The sequence below is a fragment of the Hungatella sp. SB206 genome, from assembly GCF_051132295.1.
Lineage (GTDB): Bacteria > Bacillota > Clostridia > Lachnospirales > Lachnospiraceae > Hungatella > Hungatella effluvii.
The window spans coordinates 2,091,313-2,107,416 of record NZ_CP096603.1 but is presented as its reverse complement, the minus strand read 5'-3'; the positions used below and the strand labels follow the sequence as shown (position 1 = coordinate 2,107,416).

At 51.7% G+C, this 16,104-nt stretch carries 12 protein-coding genes; 5 read left to right on the top strand and 7 right to left on the bottom strand.

All coding sequences use genetic code 11. From position 1 onward, the window contains the following. Positions 1-42 precede the first annotated feature (42 nt). From M1L66_RS09155 to M1L66_RS09135, 5 genes are all read right to left on the bottom strand, one after another. Positions 43-2,070 carry a DUF2264 domain-containing protein gene (locus M1L66_RS09155; protein ID WP_434692403.1) on the bottom strand — a complete coding sequence of 676 codons (2,028 nt, stop codon included), beginning with the start codon at positions 2,068-2,070 and terminating at the stop codon, positions 43-45. Between the two features lie 21 nt (positions 2,071-2,091). Continuing rightward, positions 2,092-3,720 carry an amidohydrolase gene (locus tag M1L66_RS09150; RefSeq protein WP_434692400.1) on the bottom strand — a complete coding sequence of 543 codons (1,629 nt, stop codon included), beginning with the start codon at positions 3,718-3,720 and terminating at the stop codon, positions 2,092-2,094. 72 nt (positions 3,721-3,792) lie between these two features. Next, entirely contained in the window at positions 3,793-6,048 is a 2,256-nt protein-coding gene (locus M1L66_RS09145; protein ID WP_187021914.1) for a polyribonucleotide nucleotidyltransferase, read from the bottom strand. Positions 6,049-6,251: 203 nt separating this feature from the next. Beyond that, positions 6,252-6,518, bottom strand: a complete 267-nt coding sequence (gene rpsO, locus M1L66_RS09140; RefSeq protein WP_055657257.1) for a 30S ribosomal protein S15 — start codon at positions 6,516-6,518, stop codon at positions 6,252-6,254. 155 nt (positions 6,519-6,673) lie between these two features. After that, positions 6,674-7,450 carry a helix-turn-helix domain-containing protein gene (locus M1L66_RS09135; protein ID WP_434692396.1) on the bottom strand — a complete coding sequence of 259 codons (777 nt, stop codon included), beginning with the start codon at positions 7,448-7,450 and terminating at the stop codon, positions 6,674-6,676. A gap of 140 nt (positions 7,451-7,590) precedes the next feature. Between M1L66_RS09135 and M1L66_RS09130 the strand changes: the two genes are divergently transcribed. Next, a complete protein-coding gene (locus M1L66_RS09130; protein ID WP_187022728.1) occupies positions 7,591-8,910 on the top strand; it encodes an alpha-glucosidase/alpha-galactosidase in 1,320 nt (439 codons plus the stop codon). Between the two features lie 196 nt (positions 8,911-9,106). Here M1L66_RS09130 and M1L66_RS09125 read toward each other — a convergent pair whose 3' ends face one another. After that, positions 9,107-10,135 carry a substrate-binding domain-containing protein gene (locus M1L66_RS09125; protein ID WP_025530104.1) on the bottom strand — a complete coding sequence of 343 codons (1,029 nt, stop codon included), beginning with the start codon at positions 10,133-10,135 and terminating at the stop codon, positions 9,107-9,109. Positions 10,136-10,349: 214 nt separating this feature from the next. On the opposite strand from M1L66_RS09125, the gene M1L66_RS09120 reads away from it, so the two are divergent. The 4 genes from M1L66_RS09120 to M1L66_RS09105 are packed head-to-tail and all read left to right on the top strand — an operon-like array spanning position 10,350 to position 14,750. Continuing rightward, positions 10,350-11,639 (top strand): uracil-xanthine permease family protein, encoded by a 1,290-nt coding sequence (locus M1L66_RS09120; protein WP_434692393.1) that lies wholly within the window; start codon positions 10,350-10,352, stop codon positions 11,637-11,639. A gap of 49 nt (positions 11,640-11,688) precedes the next feature. Beyond that, positions 11,689-12,681, top strand: a complete 993-nt coding sequence (locus M1L66_RS09115; RefSeq protein WP_434692391.1) for a RibD family protein — start codon at positions 11,689-11,691, stop codon at positions 12,679-12,681. A 31-nt stretch (positions 12,682-12,712) separates the two neighbouring features. Further along, the gene (locus M1L66_RS09110; RefSeq protein WP_187022732.1) at positions 12,713-14,008 is read left to right on the top strand and encodes a purine/pyrimidine permease; all 1,296 of its coding nucleotides are present in this window, start codon (positions 12,713-12,715) and stop codon (positions 14,006-14,008) included. Positions 14,009-14,012: 4 nt separating this feature from the next. After that, positions 14,013-14,750, top strand: a complete 738-nt coding sequence (locus M1L66_RS09105; protein ID WP_025530099.1) for an SDR family NAD(P)-dependent oxidoreductase — start codon at positions 14,013-14,015, stop codon at positions 14,748-14,750. A gap of 76 nt (positions 14,751-14,826) precedes the next feature. On the opposite strand, the gene ytvI is transcribed toward M1L66_RS09105, so the two are convergent. Continuing rightward, the gene (ytvI, locus tag M1L66_RS09100; RefSeq protein WP_117631470.1) at positions 14,827-15,921 is read right to left on the bottom strand and encodes a sporulation integral membrane protein YtvI; all 1,095 of its coding nucleotides are present in this window, start codon (positions 15,919-15,921) and stop codon (positions 14,827-14,829) included. Positions 15,922-16,104: the final 183 nt, after the last annotated feature.

The following is a 16,104-nucleotide window of genomic DNA, read 5'->3' as shown; positions in this document are numbered from 1 at the left end:
TTCCATTTCCCTTCCAAAGGAAATTATATCATTCCAATCTCATTATATATGGAGCCGCCCTTCCAGTCCCTCATAATCGACCGTAACCGTCCTTCCATCCTTCATCTCCAGAACAACAGGACCGTAAGCCCCGCATTTCTCTTTATCGGTATAGGTGATGCTGCGGATCGGGAAGAGGTCTTCATCCTGCCATTCCTCCTGGCTCTTCTTTGTCAGAATTACGCTGATCATCACATACGGAAGGTATTCATAGTATCTCTTCCTGCGGCTGACGCCATACATGATGCAGCTCTGTTTCGTCACGGCGCTTACGCCCTGTCTCGACATGATTTCAATGTCATCGAATCCGCCATAGATGACCATCGCCATCTGCCCTTCCGAGGACTTCAAAAGAATGGCCTTGGCCCCTGTCTTCTGATCCGTGCGGATTCTCACATCGACTCCCGAACGGTCCACATCCGGCATTCCATAGGAGCCCAGTGTCAGGGTATACGGCTTATCCGGGATCCTGGTCCTGTCCACGCGCACGATGCCGTCCGCCACCGGAAAATCGGCCAGATCGATCGACGCCTTGTTCTGGAAGGTAAATTCGAATTCAAAATATTCTTTCCGGTAGAGCACTCCATCCTTCACACCGCCGTACATCAGGATATTCGGGATCAGGCTCTTCACCCTGCCGTCGTAGGTCACGCTGTACTGCATGGCCTCGATTCCCTTGAAATCAAAGTCTTCCCATAAAAACTGGCTGTTAAAGGACAGTCGGGAATACGTATTGAGGGACGGATTCTCTTTCTTCATCAGGACCTTCGCCGTCCTGAATTCCGTAATTCCGGTGTCCTTGTGGTTGTCCACCACGATTCCCGGACCGTCCAGCACCGTGGTCCTCACTTCTCTGTCCTTCATCTCCTCCCATACTCCGTTTGTCTCCGTATCGGTCCAGAACGGATGGTCCTCCGGAAGCGCCAGGCAGACGAACGCATTGGCGATCCAGAAGGGGCTGGCTGCGCAGCTGTAAGTCTGAATCAATGGCTGGAACGGCCCGTAGAAGCCGAGGCATGGAACACCCTCATAGAAACACTCCTCCCTGGAAGCAAACTGCAGCACGGCGCCTGAGGCGATCCTTCTGGCCAGCCCCGGCTCCGCAGCCGGATTCTTCAGGAGGAAATTGGCCGCCAGCGGGGCCGATGCCGCACTTCTGTAGATGCCGCTTCTCCCCCACATGGTCACATGCCCCTCCTCATCGAACATGCGATGGAAGGTCTCCACCAGGCGGTTGGAATATTCCTCAATCTTCGCCGCTATGTACGGCTCCTTTTCATAACCGTACCACTGGTTCCACAGCGGTCCGTACACATGAAAGGCCCACGGACAGTAATAATCAAATAAATGGCCGTCGCGGTACCAGCCGTCCCCCGCGTAATAAGAGAGAATGGCGGCCGCGTGATCCCGCATCATCCCATGATCGATCGGATATCCCTCCCTGTCCAGAAATGCCAGAATCAGCATGTTGAACAGACGCCAGTTGTGGTGGCCCGTATACGAGTGGCCGAAATTCGACAGGTAATCCGCAATGCGGTCCTTCTCTGCCTTCGTATAATTCTCCCAGATTATTTCCCGGCATATGGACAGGCCGATCACCAGGGAGGCGCACTCACACGTGTGCTGGAACGCCATCTCCCCCTCCTGCGCCTCCGGAAATATCTCCTCCACCCGAAGCAGATAATTGGGCGTTCCGGGCGTGACGGAGAGAAGAATCTGTTTCGAGTAATACTCCTTCAGAGAGTAGCCTCCCGCCGCTGCCTCCGGCTCGTTATGAAGCAGCGGAGCAGCGATCAAAAAGCTCCTGGCAAGTCCCTCGAACCGTTCCGCCGCAATTCTCCATTTCGGCCCGTCCGGCTGCGGATAGCTGACCTTTGTCTCATGGCGCAAAACCACGATCGGATCCTCCAGCTTCTCCACATGCTCAAAAATCCCTTCCAGGAAAAAATGGCTGATACCAATCCAGTGTTCTCTTGTCATTCCCGTATAGGGACTCCGTTTCTCATCCGGATTTTCTACTGTAAATTTCATCGTTCTTCCCCTCTCCGCCTCTCAGCTGTTCTCTTTTTTGTATACACAGACACCGCCCACATACGTTTCCAGCACGGCCGTGTCCTTTATTCTGTCGGGTGCGCACGCCCTGATGTCCCGTTCCAGCACGGCAAAGTCCGCCAGCTTTCCCACTGACAGCGTCCCCTTTTCCTGTTCCTCAAAACTGGCCTCCGCACCCATGGCAGTATAAGTGGATATTGCCTCTTCCACCGTAAGCGCCTGCTCCTTCAGAAATGTCTTCGACCCATCCAATGTGGTGCGGGTCACCGCGCACTGCATTCCCGCCATGACATCCGGCCTCTCCACCGGGCAGTCTGACCCGTTAGAGACTGAGACTCCCATGGATAGCAGCGTCTTAAACTGATATGTCTCTCCAGCCCGCTCTGCTCCGATCCGGGCCTCCACGATATGATTGTCGTAATCGAGAAAAATGGACTGAATGTAGGCGTGCAGCTTTAACCTTCGAAATGCCTCCAGAAGCCTGCCCGTCGTAATCTGGCAGTGGACAATTCCATGCCGTCTGTCCGTGCGGTCCGGATTGGCTTCCACAGCCCGTTCATACGCCCTCACTGCCATCTCCATGGCGCCGTCTCCGATAGCGTGTACAGCGATCTGCATCCCCGCCCCATCGGCCAGGGTGATCAGCTTCTCCAGCTCTTCCTGGCTGTAGATGGCGATCCCTCTCTCAGCGGGGGGCTCCCCATCCTCGTAAGGCTGACTGAGGAAAGCAGTTCTGGCCCCCAAGGATCCGTCCAACAGAAGCTTCAGCGGCCCGATTTTTAAATATGCGCTTCCCTGGCCCGTGCGGTAGCCGCGGGCCAGAAAATCCTCCAGCTGCTTCATGGTCGGAAGCAGGCACTGTTCGTAGACCCGTACCGTCATCGCCCCCTCCCGTTCCAGTTCCCGATACGCCTCCAGCACCGTCTCAAAGGGTACGCCGGGAAATGCCGCCAGATCATCGGTCTGGCTCGATGTGACGCCGCGGCTGTTCAAATCCCTCATGGCCAGACGGAGATACTGTTTCAGCTCCTTCTTCGCCGGCTTCGGGATGTTCCCATGGATCAGATCCACGCCGAATTCCCGGAAAATCCCGACAGGTTCTCCGTCCTCATCCATGTCGAAACAGCCGCCTTCCGGCTGCGGTGTCAGCCTCGTAATGCCGGCCGCCTCCATGGCTTTCGTATTGGCACAGGCAATGTGGCCGCAGGCGCGGATCACCAGAATGGGATGCTCCGTGGACACCCGGTCCAAATCGTACCGGTTGGGAAAACGTTTCTCATCCTGAAAGTAATCGTGATTCCAGCCCCGCCCTACTACCCATGTACCCGGTGCAGGCTTTTCCTTTGAAATAAAATGGGAAAGGGCGGAGCACATCGCTTCCAGGGACGAGGTTGCCGCCGTTAAATCCACAAGCTTCAGCGTGTGGCCGTAATTCAGCAGATGCATATGGGAATCGTTAAATCCCGGAACGACAAAATGGCCGTCCAGATTATGGTACACCGCTTCGGAACAAGTCTCCAGATCAGTAAAGTTCCCCACGGCGGCAATCCGTCCGTCCTCGACGGCCATCGCCTCTGCATCCCTCCCGGTTCCCGTATAGATAACTCCATTATAATAGATTTCCCTCATTTTTTATATACCTCTCTGAAAAAACAGGCAGCAAAACCGGATATTCTCCGTTTCTGCCGCCTGTCAGATTTTTTAGGAATTTCTTCTGTCGGAATCTCTTCTGTCAGAATCTCTACGATCAGAATCACGTCTGTCAGAATCTCTTCTGCCGCCGTCGCGTCTGCCGGAATCTCTTCTTCCGGAGTCTCTTCTGTCAGAATCTCTTCTGCCGCTGTCCAGAGTCGATACGTCCACGTTGGGATCCATATCGCCCGGCTTCATGCTTAAGTTGATTCTTCCCATCTTATCGACTTCCATAACCCTTACAGTCACTTCATCGCCGATATTTACCGCGTCTTCCACTTTCTCTACGCGCTTGTCGGATAATTTGGAGATGTGAACCATACCATCCTTGTTCGGTGCCAGCTCCACAAATGCGCCGAAGTTCATAATTCTGACAACCTTGCCCTTCATGATGGCGCCCGCTTCGATGTCTGTCACGATGCTCTTGATAATCTCAATCGCGCGTGCAATCATCTCCTTATCGGTTCCGCATACGGATACGCTTCCGTCGTCGGAAATGTCGATCTTAACGCCGGTCTCCTCGATAATCTTATTGATTACCTTACCCTGCTTGCCGACAACATCGCCGATCTTCTGAGGATCGATGGATATCTGCTCGATCTTCGGAGCGTACTTGCCAACCTCTGTGCGCGGCTCTGCGATTGCCTTTGCCATAACCTCGTCAAGGATGTAGATTCTTGCTTCTCTCGTTCTTCTGATGGCCTCTTCGATGATCGGTCTTGTCAGGCCGTGAATCTTGATATCCATCTGAATCGCGGTGATACCCTTGTGAGTACCGCCAACCTTGAAATCCATGTCGCCGAAGAAATCTTCCAGACCCTGGATATCGGTTAATACGATATAGTCATCATCAGTATCGCCGGTCACCAGGCCGCAGGAAATACCTGCTACCGCGGATTTGATCGGAACACCAGCCGCCATTAAGGACATGGAGGAGGAACAGATGCTCGCCTGAGAGGTGGAACCATTGGATTCCATGGTCTCGGATACGGTACGGATTGCATATGGGAACTCTTCTTCTGATGGAAGCACCGGAACAAGGGCTCTCTCTGCCAGCGCGCCATGGCCGATCTCACGGCGTCCCGGTCCTCTGGATGGCTTTGTCTCGCCTACGGAAAATGACGGGAAATTGTAATGGTGCATATATCTCTTGGATGTCTCCATATCGTCGATGCCGTCTAATCTCTGGCTCTCGGATAACGGAGCGAGTGTACAGATGTTTAAAATCTGAGTCTGTCCACGTGTAAACATGGCGGAACCGTGTACTCTCGGGAGCATATCGATCTCAGCCGCCAGAGGACGGATCTGATCGACAGCACGGCCATCCGGACGCTTGTGGTCTTTTAAGATCATCTTACGAACAGTCTTCTTCTGATACTGATAGATGGCCTCTCCCAATACTGCCAGCCATTCTTCCTTATCAGCAAATGCTTCTTCCAATTTAGCGGTAATGTTTCTGATATTCTCTTCTCTTGTCTGCTTGTCATCTGTAAAGACCGCTACTTCCATCTCTTCCTGCGGAACGATCTCCCGGATGGCTGCGAATAACTCTTCCGGAACCGCACAGCTGATGTAGGTATGCTTCGGTTTTCCGCACTCCGCCACGATGGTATCGATAAATTTGATCACTTCCTGGTTTACGGAATGAGCCTTAAATATAGCTTCGATCATGATATCTTCCGGAACCTCATTGGCTCCTGCTTCGATCATGATTACTTTTTCTCTGGTAGAAGCGACTGTGAGCGCCATATCGGACGCCTGTTTCTGCGCCTGAGTCGGGTTCACAACCAGTTCACCGTCAACCATACCGATCTGGGTCGTCGCACATGGACCGTCAAACGGGATATCGGATATACAGGTTGCAATCGCAGAGCCTAACATAGCGGTAAGCTCAGGGCTGCAGTCCTGGTCTACGGACATAACGATGTTGTCCAGAGTCACGTCGTTGCGGTAATCCTTCGGGAATAACGGTCTCATCGGACGATCGATAACACGGGAAGTCAGAACGGAATTCTCAGAAGCCTTTCCCTCTCTCTTATTGAAACCGCCAGGAATCTTACCTACTGCGTATAATTTCTCTTCGTACTCTACACTTAACGGGAAGAAATCGATACCCTCTCTTGGCTTGTCAGATGCTGTCGCAGTCGATAATACAACAGTATCTCCGTAATGCATAAATGCAGCGCCGCTGGCCTGCTTCGCTACTCTTCCAACCTCTACCGTTAAGGTACGGCCGGCAAGTTCCATGCTGTAACTCTTGAACATGTTTGAATCTCCTTTTGATTATAATTAATATATATTATAAGCAGAGGAGGGCCGAAACTACTGATCTGCGCGCAATAAGAAACGATGCTGCTTATTACGCGTACATCAGCGGTCTCGGATTTTCCCTCCGCTTTTAATACGCACGTTTCAATTCTCTGATAATAGACAGATAGGGTGGAGAAGTTTCTCCACCCTAAATGGTTTTATTTTCTGATTCCTAACTTCTCGATTAATGCACGGTAGCCGTCTAAGTCGGTCTTCTTTAAGTAGTCAAGAAGTCCTCTTCTCTGTCCAACCATCATTAAAAGTCCTCTTCTGGAGTGATGGTCTTTCGGGTTCTTCTGAAGGTGATCGGTTAATTCTGTGATTCTCTCTGTTAAGATTGCGATCTGTACTTCCGGTGAACCTGTGTCGCCAGCCTTTCTGCCATACTGTTCGATAATTGCTGCTTTCTTTTCCTTTGAAATCATGATGATTTCCTCCTTAATTTTCAGTCTCACCAAATACCAGGCGCTGGTTGGAGTTTCCAAAGCGCTGAGCATTGGCGCGTTTTCATACCGATCTATTTTATCATAAGCTGTCCTCTGTTGTCAATGATTTTTTCCTCATATTTCCGCCTTCTTTTCTATTTTTTATAACCGTTCAGACGGCGGTACCGGGCCGGCGCGGTTTTCGTTTCCTTTTGAAAATGTCTGCAAAAGGAGGAGGAATCGTGGTACCCGCAGGAATAGGCGATCTCGGTGATCCGGTATTCCGTCTGCACAAGCATCACCTTCGCTTCCTCTAAACGGTGCCGGCTCAAATACTTCTTCGGAGACACGCCCGCCTGATGCATAAAGATACGGTAGAGATACGTCCTGTCGATCCCTACGTAATCGGCAATCTCGCTTACCTGGATCGGATAACTGTAATTATGGCGGATAAACGCGACGGCCCTCTTAAAATAGCCTTCCTCATCCACCGGGACACCACCCTTTCCCGTCCTTAAAAGGCAGGCCATAATTAAATAGAAGTATCCCAGAACCCTCTCCCGGTTTTCCTCTGCGCTTCCAAAGGAGCCAAGCAGCCCCTCAAACCAGCCGGAGACAGCGGCGATTTCCCCCATGGCACATACGGGCAGGCGGCGGTCCGGATAGTACCGTTCCAGCAGAGCTTCCGCCTCGTCACCGTCAAATGCAATCCACGCGTAACTCCACGGTTCCTCTAGATCCGCCCGGTAATACGTCACCTCTCCCGGCCTGATTAAAAATGCTTCCCCTTCCTTTAACTCATACTCTCCATATTCTGTCCGATAAATCCCCTTTCCCTTCAGGACGAAATGAATCAGCTGATGGGACCTCACCGCCGGTCCGAAGAAATGCCCCTTCTCACAGTCCTCCCTGCCGCAATAGTATACCTTCACTCTTCTCTCCCTCTCCCCTTCCGGATGCAACAAAATGACAATAAATCGGAAACAATTTTTCTATCTTGTTTTCCCGTCTCATTATATACTTTCTTCATAAGCAGCACAACAGAAAAATGAAGAAAAAGAGGAGAATCATCATGGTAAAAATTACATTTATGGGTGCCGGCAGCACCGTATTTGCAAGAAACGTCCTGGGTGACTGCATGTGCACCCCGGCTCTGTGCGACGCAGAGATCGCGCTGTACGACATTGACGGGGATCGTTTGAATGACTCTTACGTCATCCTGTCCGCAATCAACAAAAATGTCAACGAAGGCCGCGCCTCCATCCACACCTATTTAGGCGAGCCGAATCGGAAAGACGCGCTTCGTGACGCCGACTTCGTCGTAAATGCCATCCAGGTCGGCGGCTACGATCCCTGTACCATCACAGATTTCGAGGTTCCGAAAAAATACGGATTGAACCAGACCATCGCCGACACACTGGGCATCGGCGGAATCATGCGGGCGCTGCGCACCATCCCTGTGCTGGAAGATTTCGCACGCGATATGGAGGAAGTCTGCCCTGATGCTTATTTCCTGAATTATACCAATCCCATGGCCATGCTGACCGGATATATGCAGCGCTATACGAAGGTGAAGACCGTAGGATTATGCCACAGCGTTCAGACGTGCTCAAAGGCGCTTTTAACGGAGCTGGGTATGGAAGATAAGCTGGAGGGCCGCACCGAGCTGATCGCGGGAATCAACCACATGGCATGGCTCTTAAAGCTTCACGACAAAGACGGCCATGACCTCTATCCCGAGATCCGCCGCCTCGCTGATCAGAAAAACAGGGAGGAGAAGCATAAAGACATGGTGCGCTTCGAATATATCCGCCATCTCGGTTACTACTGCACCGAATCCAGCGAACACAACGCCGAATACAATCCCCTGTTCATCAAAAGTAAGTATCCGGACATGATAGAGGACTATCAGATTCCGTTAGACGAGTATCCGCGCCGCTGCATCAAACAGATCGAAGGCTGGAATCAGGAAAAGGAAAGCATCCTGAAGGATGGCGCTATCACGCACACCCGTTCCCTGGAATACGCTTCCTATATTATGGAAGCAATCGTCACCAATAAACCGTATAAGATCGGAGGAAATGTGCTCAACCACGGCCTGATCGACAACCTCCCGGCCGACGCCTGTGTGGAGGTTCCCTGTCTCGTGGACGGCAGCGGAATCACGCCATGCCACGTAGGCGCTCTCCCCACGCAGCTGGCCGCCATGAACTCCAGCAATATTTCCGTCCAGCTTCTCACTATCGAAGCGGCCAGAAACAGAGACCGACGCACCATTTACCAGGCGGCCATGATGGATCCTCATACCGCCGCCGAGTTGAATATCCCGGACATTATCGCCATGTGCGATGAGCTGATAGCAGCGCATGGGGAGTATATGAAGGAATATTAGAAACACCGCTGTAATACAGGAAGCAGCCGCGGCAGATGATTCACGCCGCGGCTGCTCTGTTTTGCCCTAAAAGCCATTCTTTTCCTTGTGCATTATGACGAAAAATAAAAATTTTTGTAAGCCCGTCTCCTAATTTTCTCTTCAAATACCAAATGGGGAAGCTAAATAAGTAAATTTCTATCGGTTCATTAAGTAATTAATTACCTTCCCCGGTTTCCAGACTCTGAACAGAATCCCTCATCACCATCTCTCCCCGGACCAGCACCATATCCGGAAGGCTTTCCGACCCCCACATCAGGCGGAGGCCGGCATTCACCGCGCTCTCCGCGATTCGGTGGGCATCCACGCGGATCGTGGTTATGGCCGGAGTTCCTGCTGTGGCAAATTTGTTGTCGTAAAAACCTGTCACAGAGACATCCTCGGGGACACGAAATCCCTGGGACTCCAGGTAATGGATAAAATAGTATGCGGTCTCATCATTGTTGCAGACAAAGGCCGTGGGCATATTCTCCGGGAGTTGGAAGACTCGTTTCGGCACGGTACCGGAGACCTCGTCCCGATCCTCAAGCACCCAGTCCTCCTGATAGGGAAGACGCCTCCGAATCACGGATTTATAATATCCCAGATACCGGTCCTCAATATCGCTGGTTGCATGGATGCTTCCCACAAATCCAATCCTGCGGTGTCCGATGCTGTATAAATACTCGGTCATCTGGTACGTGTCGTACAGCATGTCCGCAATCACCGCCGTGGCTCTGTTGGCCTTACTGTAAAAATCCACATACAAAAGAGGCAGCCCCGCAGCGTCAAGGGCGCGCAGATACGTACGCCCCAGCCATCCCAGGACAAAGATAATGTCTACCTTCTCCTCTCTTACAAAGGCCGGAATATTGCCCTCCTGCTCGTCCTTCACGGAAATCATCTCCAGCATGGCATAGTAGCCCCTCTGCCGCAGAGATTTGACAATGCTCTGATAGATATCCCAGTAAAAGGACTGCCCCGAAGCCACGAAATGGTCGGCCACCAGGATACCAACCGTGTTCGTCGCGCTTCCGCTGCGCATGCTGTCCCTGTTTCGGTATCCCAGTTCCCTGGCCGTCTCCTTGATCTTCTTTTTCAGTTCCTCGCTGACACCGTCTTTATCGGCCAGCGCCTTAGACACCGTCACCGTGCTGACCCCAAGCATATTGGCGATATCCTTCATCTTAATTCCTTTTTTACTCACATCCGTATCCCCTTCTCCTTAAATTAGCTTAATTATAGGATATTTTTAAGTAATTTACAATACAGTATTTTAGTTAATTATTAGCCTCCCTGTTTTCGCAGACTAGTCTGTTTTATGTGTAAAATTCGATCCCCCCTTAACTTTGTTAATTTATTGACACAGTCTTGTGCCACTGCTATACTCCAGGCATCAACAGCATTTACGGAGGTAAATCATGGACGAATTGATCGGTACAGAAGGGCGCCTTCCTTTTAAAAGATGGGTGTCCCTCAGTTTTCAACATTTATTTTCCATGCTCGGCGGCCTTGTGGTAGCGCCGCTGATCATCGGTATTAATCCTTCCGCCACGATGTTCTGCAGCGGTGCCGGAACACTTTTCTATCTCTTTATCACCAAAAAGAAAATGCCCATATTTCTGTGCACGTCCTTTGCATATACCGCTCCGCTTCTGATTGTACGGGAAAAATACGGAGTTGAGGGCATGATGTTCGGAGTCCTGACGGCAGGCCTCATGTACGTGCTCCTCTCCCTCCTCGTGAGGCTCTGCGGAACCGGATGGATCCGCAGGCTGATGCCTCCGGTGGTCACGGCCTCTGTCATGATTGTCATCGGCCTCTCGTCCGCACTTACTGCGGTCGGTTGGTCGGGATACAATGCCTCGTCCGGGGCTGCCGCGGCACTGGAACCGTCCATGCGTCTGAAATGGATTGCCGTATCCACGATCACACTGCTGGTCGGAATTCTGGGAACCACCTGTTTCCGCGGCATTTTTTCGGTAATCCCCGTGATGCTGGCCCTGATCGCCGGCTATGCGGCCTCTCTCGTACTGGGCGTCGTCTCCCCTTCCGCCATCGCGGAAGCCATCTCCGGTCCGGTATTGGCGCTTCCTAAGCTCTGCCTGCCCCGGGCCAATATGGAAGCGGCCTTCATGACAGCTCCGCTGGCGCTGGTTACCGTTGGGGAGCACATAGCCGATGTGACGGCGGCCGGAAACGTATGCCGCCGGGATTTCATTCATGATCCGGGCCTCCACCGCTCCCTGTTTGGAGATGGGGTGGCCTCTGTGATCGCCGCCTTCTTTGGCGGTGCTCCCGTTACCACCTACAGTGAGAACATCGGGATCATGGCTCTGACCAAGGTCTGCTCCGTATCCGTGGTCTTTCTGGCTGCCTGCATAGCCATCGTGATTTCCTTTTTCGCCCCGGTGAACGCCGTTATCACAGGGATACCCACTCCCGTGCTGGGAGGAATCAGCATTCTGCTGTTTGGAATCATCGCCATAACCGGAATCCGCATTTATATGGATGCCCATATTGATTTCAGCAGCAACCGGAACGCCGTTATCGCTTTGTGTGTCATCGTTCTGGGACTGGGAGGGGCTTCCATCAGTTTCCATACAGGCGGCCTGTATTTTGAAATGCCTTCCATCGCCGTCGCCACCTTTACCGGTATTTTTCTGAACCTGCTGCTTCCCGGAGACAGGAACCAGCTGAAACCCGTGTGAGTTTTACAGGCCAAGCCTGTATCAAATATATTTATAAGGAGGATTTACCATGTACCAGTTAACAAAGGATTTATTCCGCATTCCAATGAAGGCGGAGGAAGTATTGTGCAGCACGGTCTATGAATCGGAGGCCCTTAAGGAATTTACGGAGGAACCGGTGAAATCGCCGAAAATCGAAGAAGTTTACGGCCACTTGAAATTTCCGAAGGCGCCGGCAGACCGTCCTTACGTCTACGCGTCCTTTATCACCACCATAGACGGAAAGATCGCGTTTCAGGATGCCAGAGACAGCGCCCTTCTTCAGACGAACAACTTTCTCGACAAGACCGGCGGCAACGCCCCGTTTTTCGTCTTCATGCTCCAGCGGGCCGCTGCCGACGCGGTCATCTGCGGCGCCGGAACCATGAGGGAGGAGCCAAATATGACGGTTCACTTATACGATGTGGATTTAGAGCAGGCGAGAATTGACAACGGTCTGCCGCCGGTTCCGCTCAACATCATTTCCACGCTGGATGGCACCGATCTTCTGTTTGACCACACCATTTTCAAAAAGGACGAAGTTCCGAAGATGATCAACACCTCCCCTGTCGGCTGGGAAGTCGTCCGTGAAAAATGCCAGAACCCGATCTTCCTGGTTGGCCCCTACCACACCATGGAGGATGTGGACTTTGTTAAGCTTGACCGGCTGCTGGAAGAAAACAAAGGAAAGATTCCCGTCGTTGTCACCGGAGAGGATGCCCAGACCGATTCCAACATCCTGTTTCGAATCCTGCGCCATATGGGAATCGAGCGTCTCTTGATTGAGACACCGGTATATACCCACCATCTGATGATGAACGGCCTGATGGATGAATTGTTCTTAAACTATGCCTGCATTTACGTGGGGGGCGGCGCCATGTCTATCGGTCTTCACTCAAAATCATGCACCTCAACGGACCATCCGCATACAAAGATGCTGAGCATTGTCAACGCAAAGGCTTCGCCTGATCACTGGTTCTGCTTCCGCGAAGCGGTCATCCACGGTGTAAAGGGAAGGGAATAGAGCGAACTGCAAAAAAGGAGAAAAGGAAACCATGAAAAATCAGTCAACCGTTAAAAACCTTCTGGGCGGACTCCAGTGGGCCCTTTATATGATTTCCACGGGTATCGTCATGCCCGTGGTCATCGGGCAGAGCTATCACTTAAGCCCGTCGGATGCCAGCATGTACATCCAGGTTACACTGCTGTGCATCGGCCTCGCCACGATCACGCAGGCGGTCTTCGGCCACCGCCTCCCCATCAACGAAACGCCCTGCGGCCTCTGGTTCGGCATCTTCACCATGTATGCCACCATCGGAGTCACGTTATTCGGCTCAGAATCGGAAACGCTTCGCGTTCTGGAATTCTCTCTGATCCTGTGCGGTGTATTCGGATTTATTCTGAATATGCTGGGCGTCATTGAGAAGCTGGAAAAGTATTTTACACCCACCGTCGTCGGAACAAACCTGCTTCTTTTAGTGGCCCTGTGTTCGAAATTCTTCTTCCAGGCCATGACATCCGTCTACGGCGACGGTTACGGAATGAATTTGAAGGTGGTGCTCTGCTCCGTTGTCATCATCGTACTGACCTTTTTCCTGATGAACACCCGGTTAAAGGCCTATTCCGTCCTGATCAGTATCGTGGTGGGCTGGGGCCTCTACACGCTGCTGGGACTGTCCACCCCCTATGAGATGCCGTCACAGCTGGTGCGCATGCCGAGAATTTTCCCCTTCGGACCACCGCGGATTGAGCTGTCCATGATTATCACCTCGTTCTTATGCACCCTGCTGCTGGTCACTAATTTACTCAGCAGCATGAAGATCGCCCAGCAGATGGTCTCCCAGTATGATGAGGTGGCCACCGGGCGCACGAAACAGGCAGGCAACTGTTTTTCCTTTATCTATATCCTGCTGGGCTGTTTCGGTGTCACCGGACTGATCCCCACGTCGGAGGGCGGCGGCTTCGTCGTAAGCACCGGCATGACAAGGACGAAGCCCCTGATCATCGGCGGAATCATCATCGCGGCGATCAGCTTCTTCCCGCCGGTCACCAGCCTGCTCTCCATGATACCGGAGTCGGTTGGCTATGCGGCCCTCTTCGTTCCATTCGTAAGCCTGTGCGGCTTTTCCATTGAATGCCTGGAGGGCGCAGAGGACAAGAAGAGCATGTATCAGACCGTAGGACTTTCGGTGCTGATCGGCATCGGAATCATGAACGTCCCTGGAACCGGATTTACCATGGCGCTTCCGGCGTTCCTGTCCACATTTTTAAGCAATGGCCTTATTGTTGGTACCATTATCGCATTGATTATGGAAGTAATCAGAATTCATAAAAAAGAAAGGGAGAATTAAAATTATGAGTCGTTTAGAAGGAAGAGTCGCAGTCATTACAGGAGCAGCATCAGGAATCGGAGCCGGCATGGTGAGACGCTGGCTGGAAGAAGGAGCCTGTGTAGTTGGCTGTGATATCAAAGACTCCATGCCTATAGAACACGAGCGCGCCGTCTACGTGAAGGGAGATTTAAGCAGGTATGAGGATGCAAAAAACGTGATCGACACTGCCGTAAAAACGTTTGGAAAGATTGATTCCATGGTGAACTGTGCGGGGATCGCCCTCCTCGGCGGTCTGGAGGACTTATCCGTGGAAGATATGCAGAAAGAATTTGCTGTCAACGTCTTCGGCATGTTCCACATCTGCAAGGCCGCTATCCCGTATTTAAAGGAGCAGAAGGGCGCTACCATCGTCAACATCGCCTCGGACTGCGCATTTAAGACCATGAAGGGCTGGATCGGCTACGGCCCCTCAAAAGCCGCTGTGATCCAGTTAAGCCGCTGCATCGCCATGGAATATGCGCCCGATGTCCGCTGCAATATCATCTGCCCTGGCATTACAGAGACTCCTATGATCACCTGCCGTTTTGAGACCGCAGAAGATCCGGCCGCCTTACGCGCCAGCTACGAGAACCAGTATCCGATGAAACGAATCGCCCAGGTTTCCGACATGGAAAACGCCGCCCTCTTCCTCTCCACAGAAGAAAGCTCGTTCATTACAGGGGAAACGATCTGCGTCAGCGGCGGCAGCCAGATGGAATAGGCAGAATGTGAAATATCATTCATAGCTAAATGTGTCAAGTGGTCAGCCGTATTAAATTTTAATATACGGCTGATCCCTATTTAATCAAATGAATCGTCCCCTCATCATTCATTTTCTTCACAATGGTAGCGATAACCGGAAATGTAAAGATCCCCAGCACCCCGATCAGCTGCGCCCCCGCAAAAATACACAGCAGGGTGACAATCGGATGAAGCCCCACCTGCTGTCCGATCACCTTCGGTTCCAGAGTCTGCCTGACTATAGTGATAATCACATACAGAACAAAAATCCCCACTCCTAGTCCGGTCTTCCCGATAATGCAGAGAATAAGCGCCCACGGAATCAGGACCGTTCCGGTTCCCAGTACTGGGAGAATATCAACCACAGCCACCAGAAATGCCAGCAGCAGCGGCATCGGAATCTTCAGCAGCACAAATCCCAGATACAGCTCAGCAAAGGTAATCGTCATCATAAGGGCATAGACCCGGAGAATCTTCCAGATCGTCGTTCTCGCCCCCGCCGCAGTCTCCGCAATCATCTTCCTCTGCTCCTCTTTAAACTGCCGCAAAACAAAGTCCCAGATCCGGTCATAATCGATTGTGAAGAAAAAGGACGAAATAATCGTAAATATCGTCTGTACCAGAATCGCAGGAAATCCCACGATCCAGGAGGCACCCCAGCCGATCAGAGTACCTGACACGGTCATAATCCCGCTCTGCAGGGCATTTTCCAGGCTGGCGGACATCTGACTCACCCAATCCTGATATTCCGGGAAGCTGACCACGATCCGTTCAAACAGAATTCCCAGTTCCGGCTCTATCACCTCCACATAAAACTGAGGCAGCTTCCCGGCCAGGTTCTGAATAAAGGTAACGACATGGCTTGCGGAAAACAGGGCCGCCAGCACCAGAAGCCCATAAAATACCAGAAGTACCACGATCGACACCAGCGCACGCTTTCCTCCTGTCTTCTCACACAGCTTTCCGATCAGCGGCGACAGCACGGCCGCCACCGCAAGTCCTAAAATAAACGGGAAAAACATGGGAACAAACCGCTTCATCACAAAGAGAAAAATCCCTCCTAAAATGATAAAGTAGATAAAATTCGTTATAAACCGTTTCCTGCCTTCCATCCTGCGTTTCTGTACTGCACTTTCCTTACTCTCTTCCATATTTGGATATCCTTCCCTTCCTCATGCATCTTATTATGATTTTGTCCAATTCATGCACAAAAAGGCACAACCTGCCATAAAAAATGCAGGCCATGCCTTTTCTTATCATTTTTATCTCTGCGTCGCTGTCGGCGTGGTTCATTGTTTCCTCTTATCGTCATAATTTGAGCAGGCGTCTGCATG

Bases quoted from the DNA above. Each gene is read 5' to 3' on its own strand.
- M1L66_RS09155 (WP_434692403.1), bottom strand. From the start codon at position 2,070: ATGAAATTTACAGTAGAAAATCCGGATGAGAAACGGAGTCCCTATACG.
- M1L66_RS09150 (WP_434692400.1), bottom strand. From the start codon at position 3,720: ATGAGGGAAATCTATTATAATGGAGTTATCTATACGGGAACCGGGAGG.
- M1L66_RS09145 (WP_187021914.1), bottom strand. From the start codon at position 6,048: ATGTTCAAGAGTTACAGCATGGAACTTGCCGGCCGTACCTTAACGGTA.
- rpsO (WP_055657257.1), bottom strand. From the start codon at position 6,518: ATGATTTCAAAGGAAAAGAAAGCAGCAATTATCGAACAGTATGGCAGA.
- M1L66_RS09130 (WP_187022728.1), top strand. From the start codon at position 7,591: ATGGTAAAAATTACATTTATGGGTGCCGGCAGCACCGTATTTGCAAGA.
- M1L66_RS09120 (WP_434692393.1), top strand. From the start codon at position 10,350: ATGGACGAATTGATCGGTACAGAAGGGCGCCTTCCTTTTAAAAGATGG.
- M1L66_RS09115 (WP_434692391.1), top strand. From the start codon at position 11,689: ATGTACCAGTTAACAAAGGATTTATTCCGCATTCCAATGAAGGCGGAG.
- M1L66_RS09110 (WP_187022732.1), top strand. From the start codon at position 12,713: ATGAAAAATCAGTCAACCGTTAAAAACCTTCTGGGCGGACTCCAGTGG.
- M1L66_RS09105 (WP_025530099.1), top strand. From the start codon at position 14,013: ATGAGTCGTTTAGAAGGAAGAGTCGCAGTCATTACAGGAGCAGCATCA.
- ytvI (WP_117631470.1), bottom strand. From the start codon at position 15,921: ATGGAAGAGAGTAAGGAAAGTGCAGTACAGAAACGCAGGATGGAAGGC.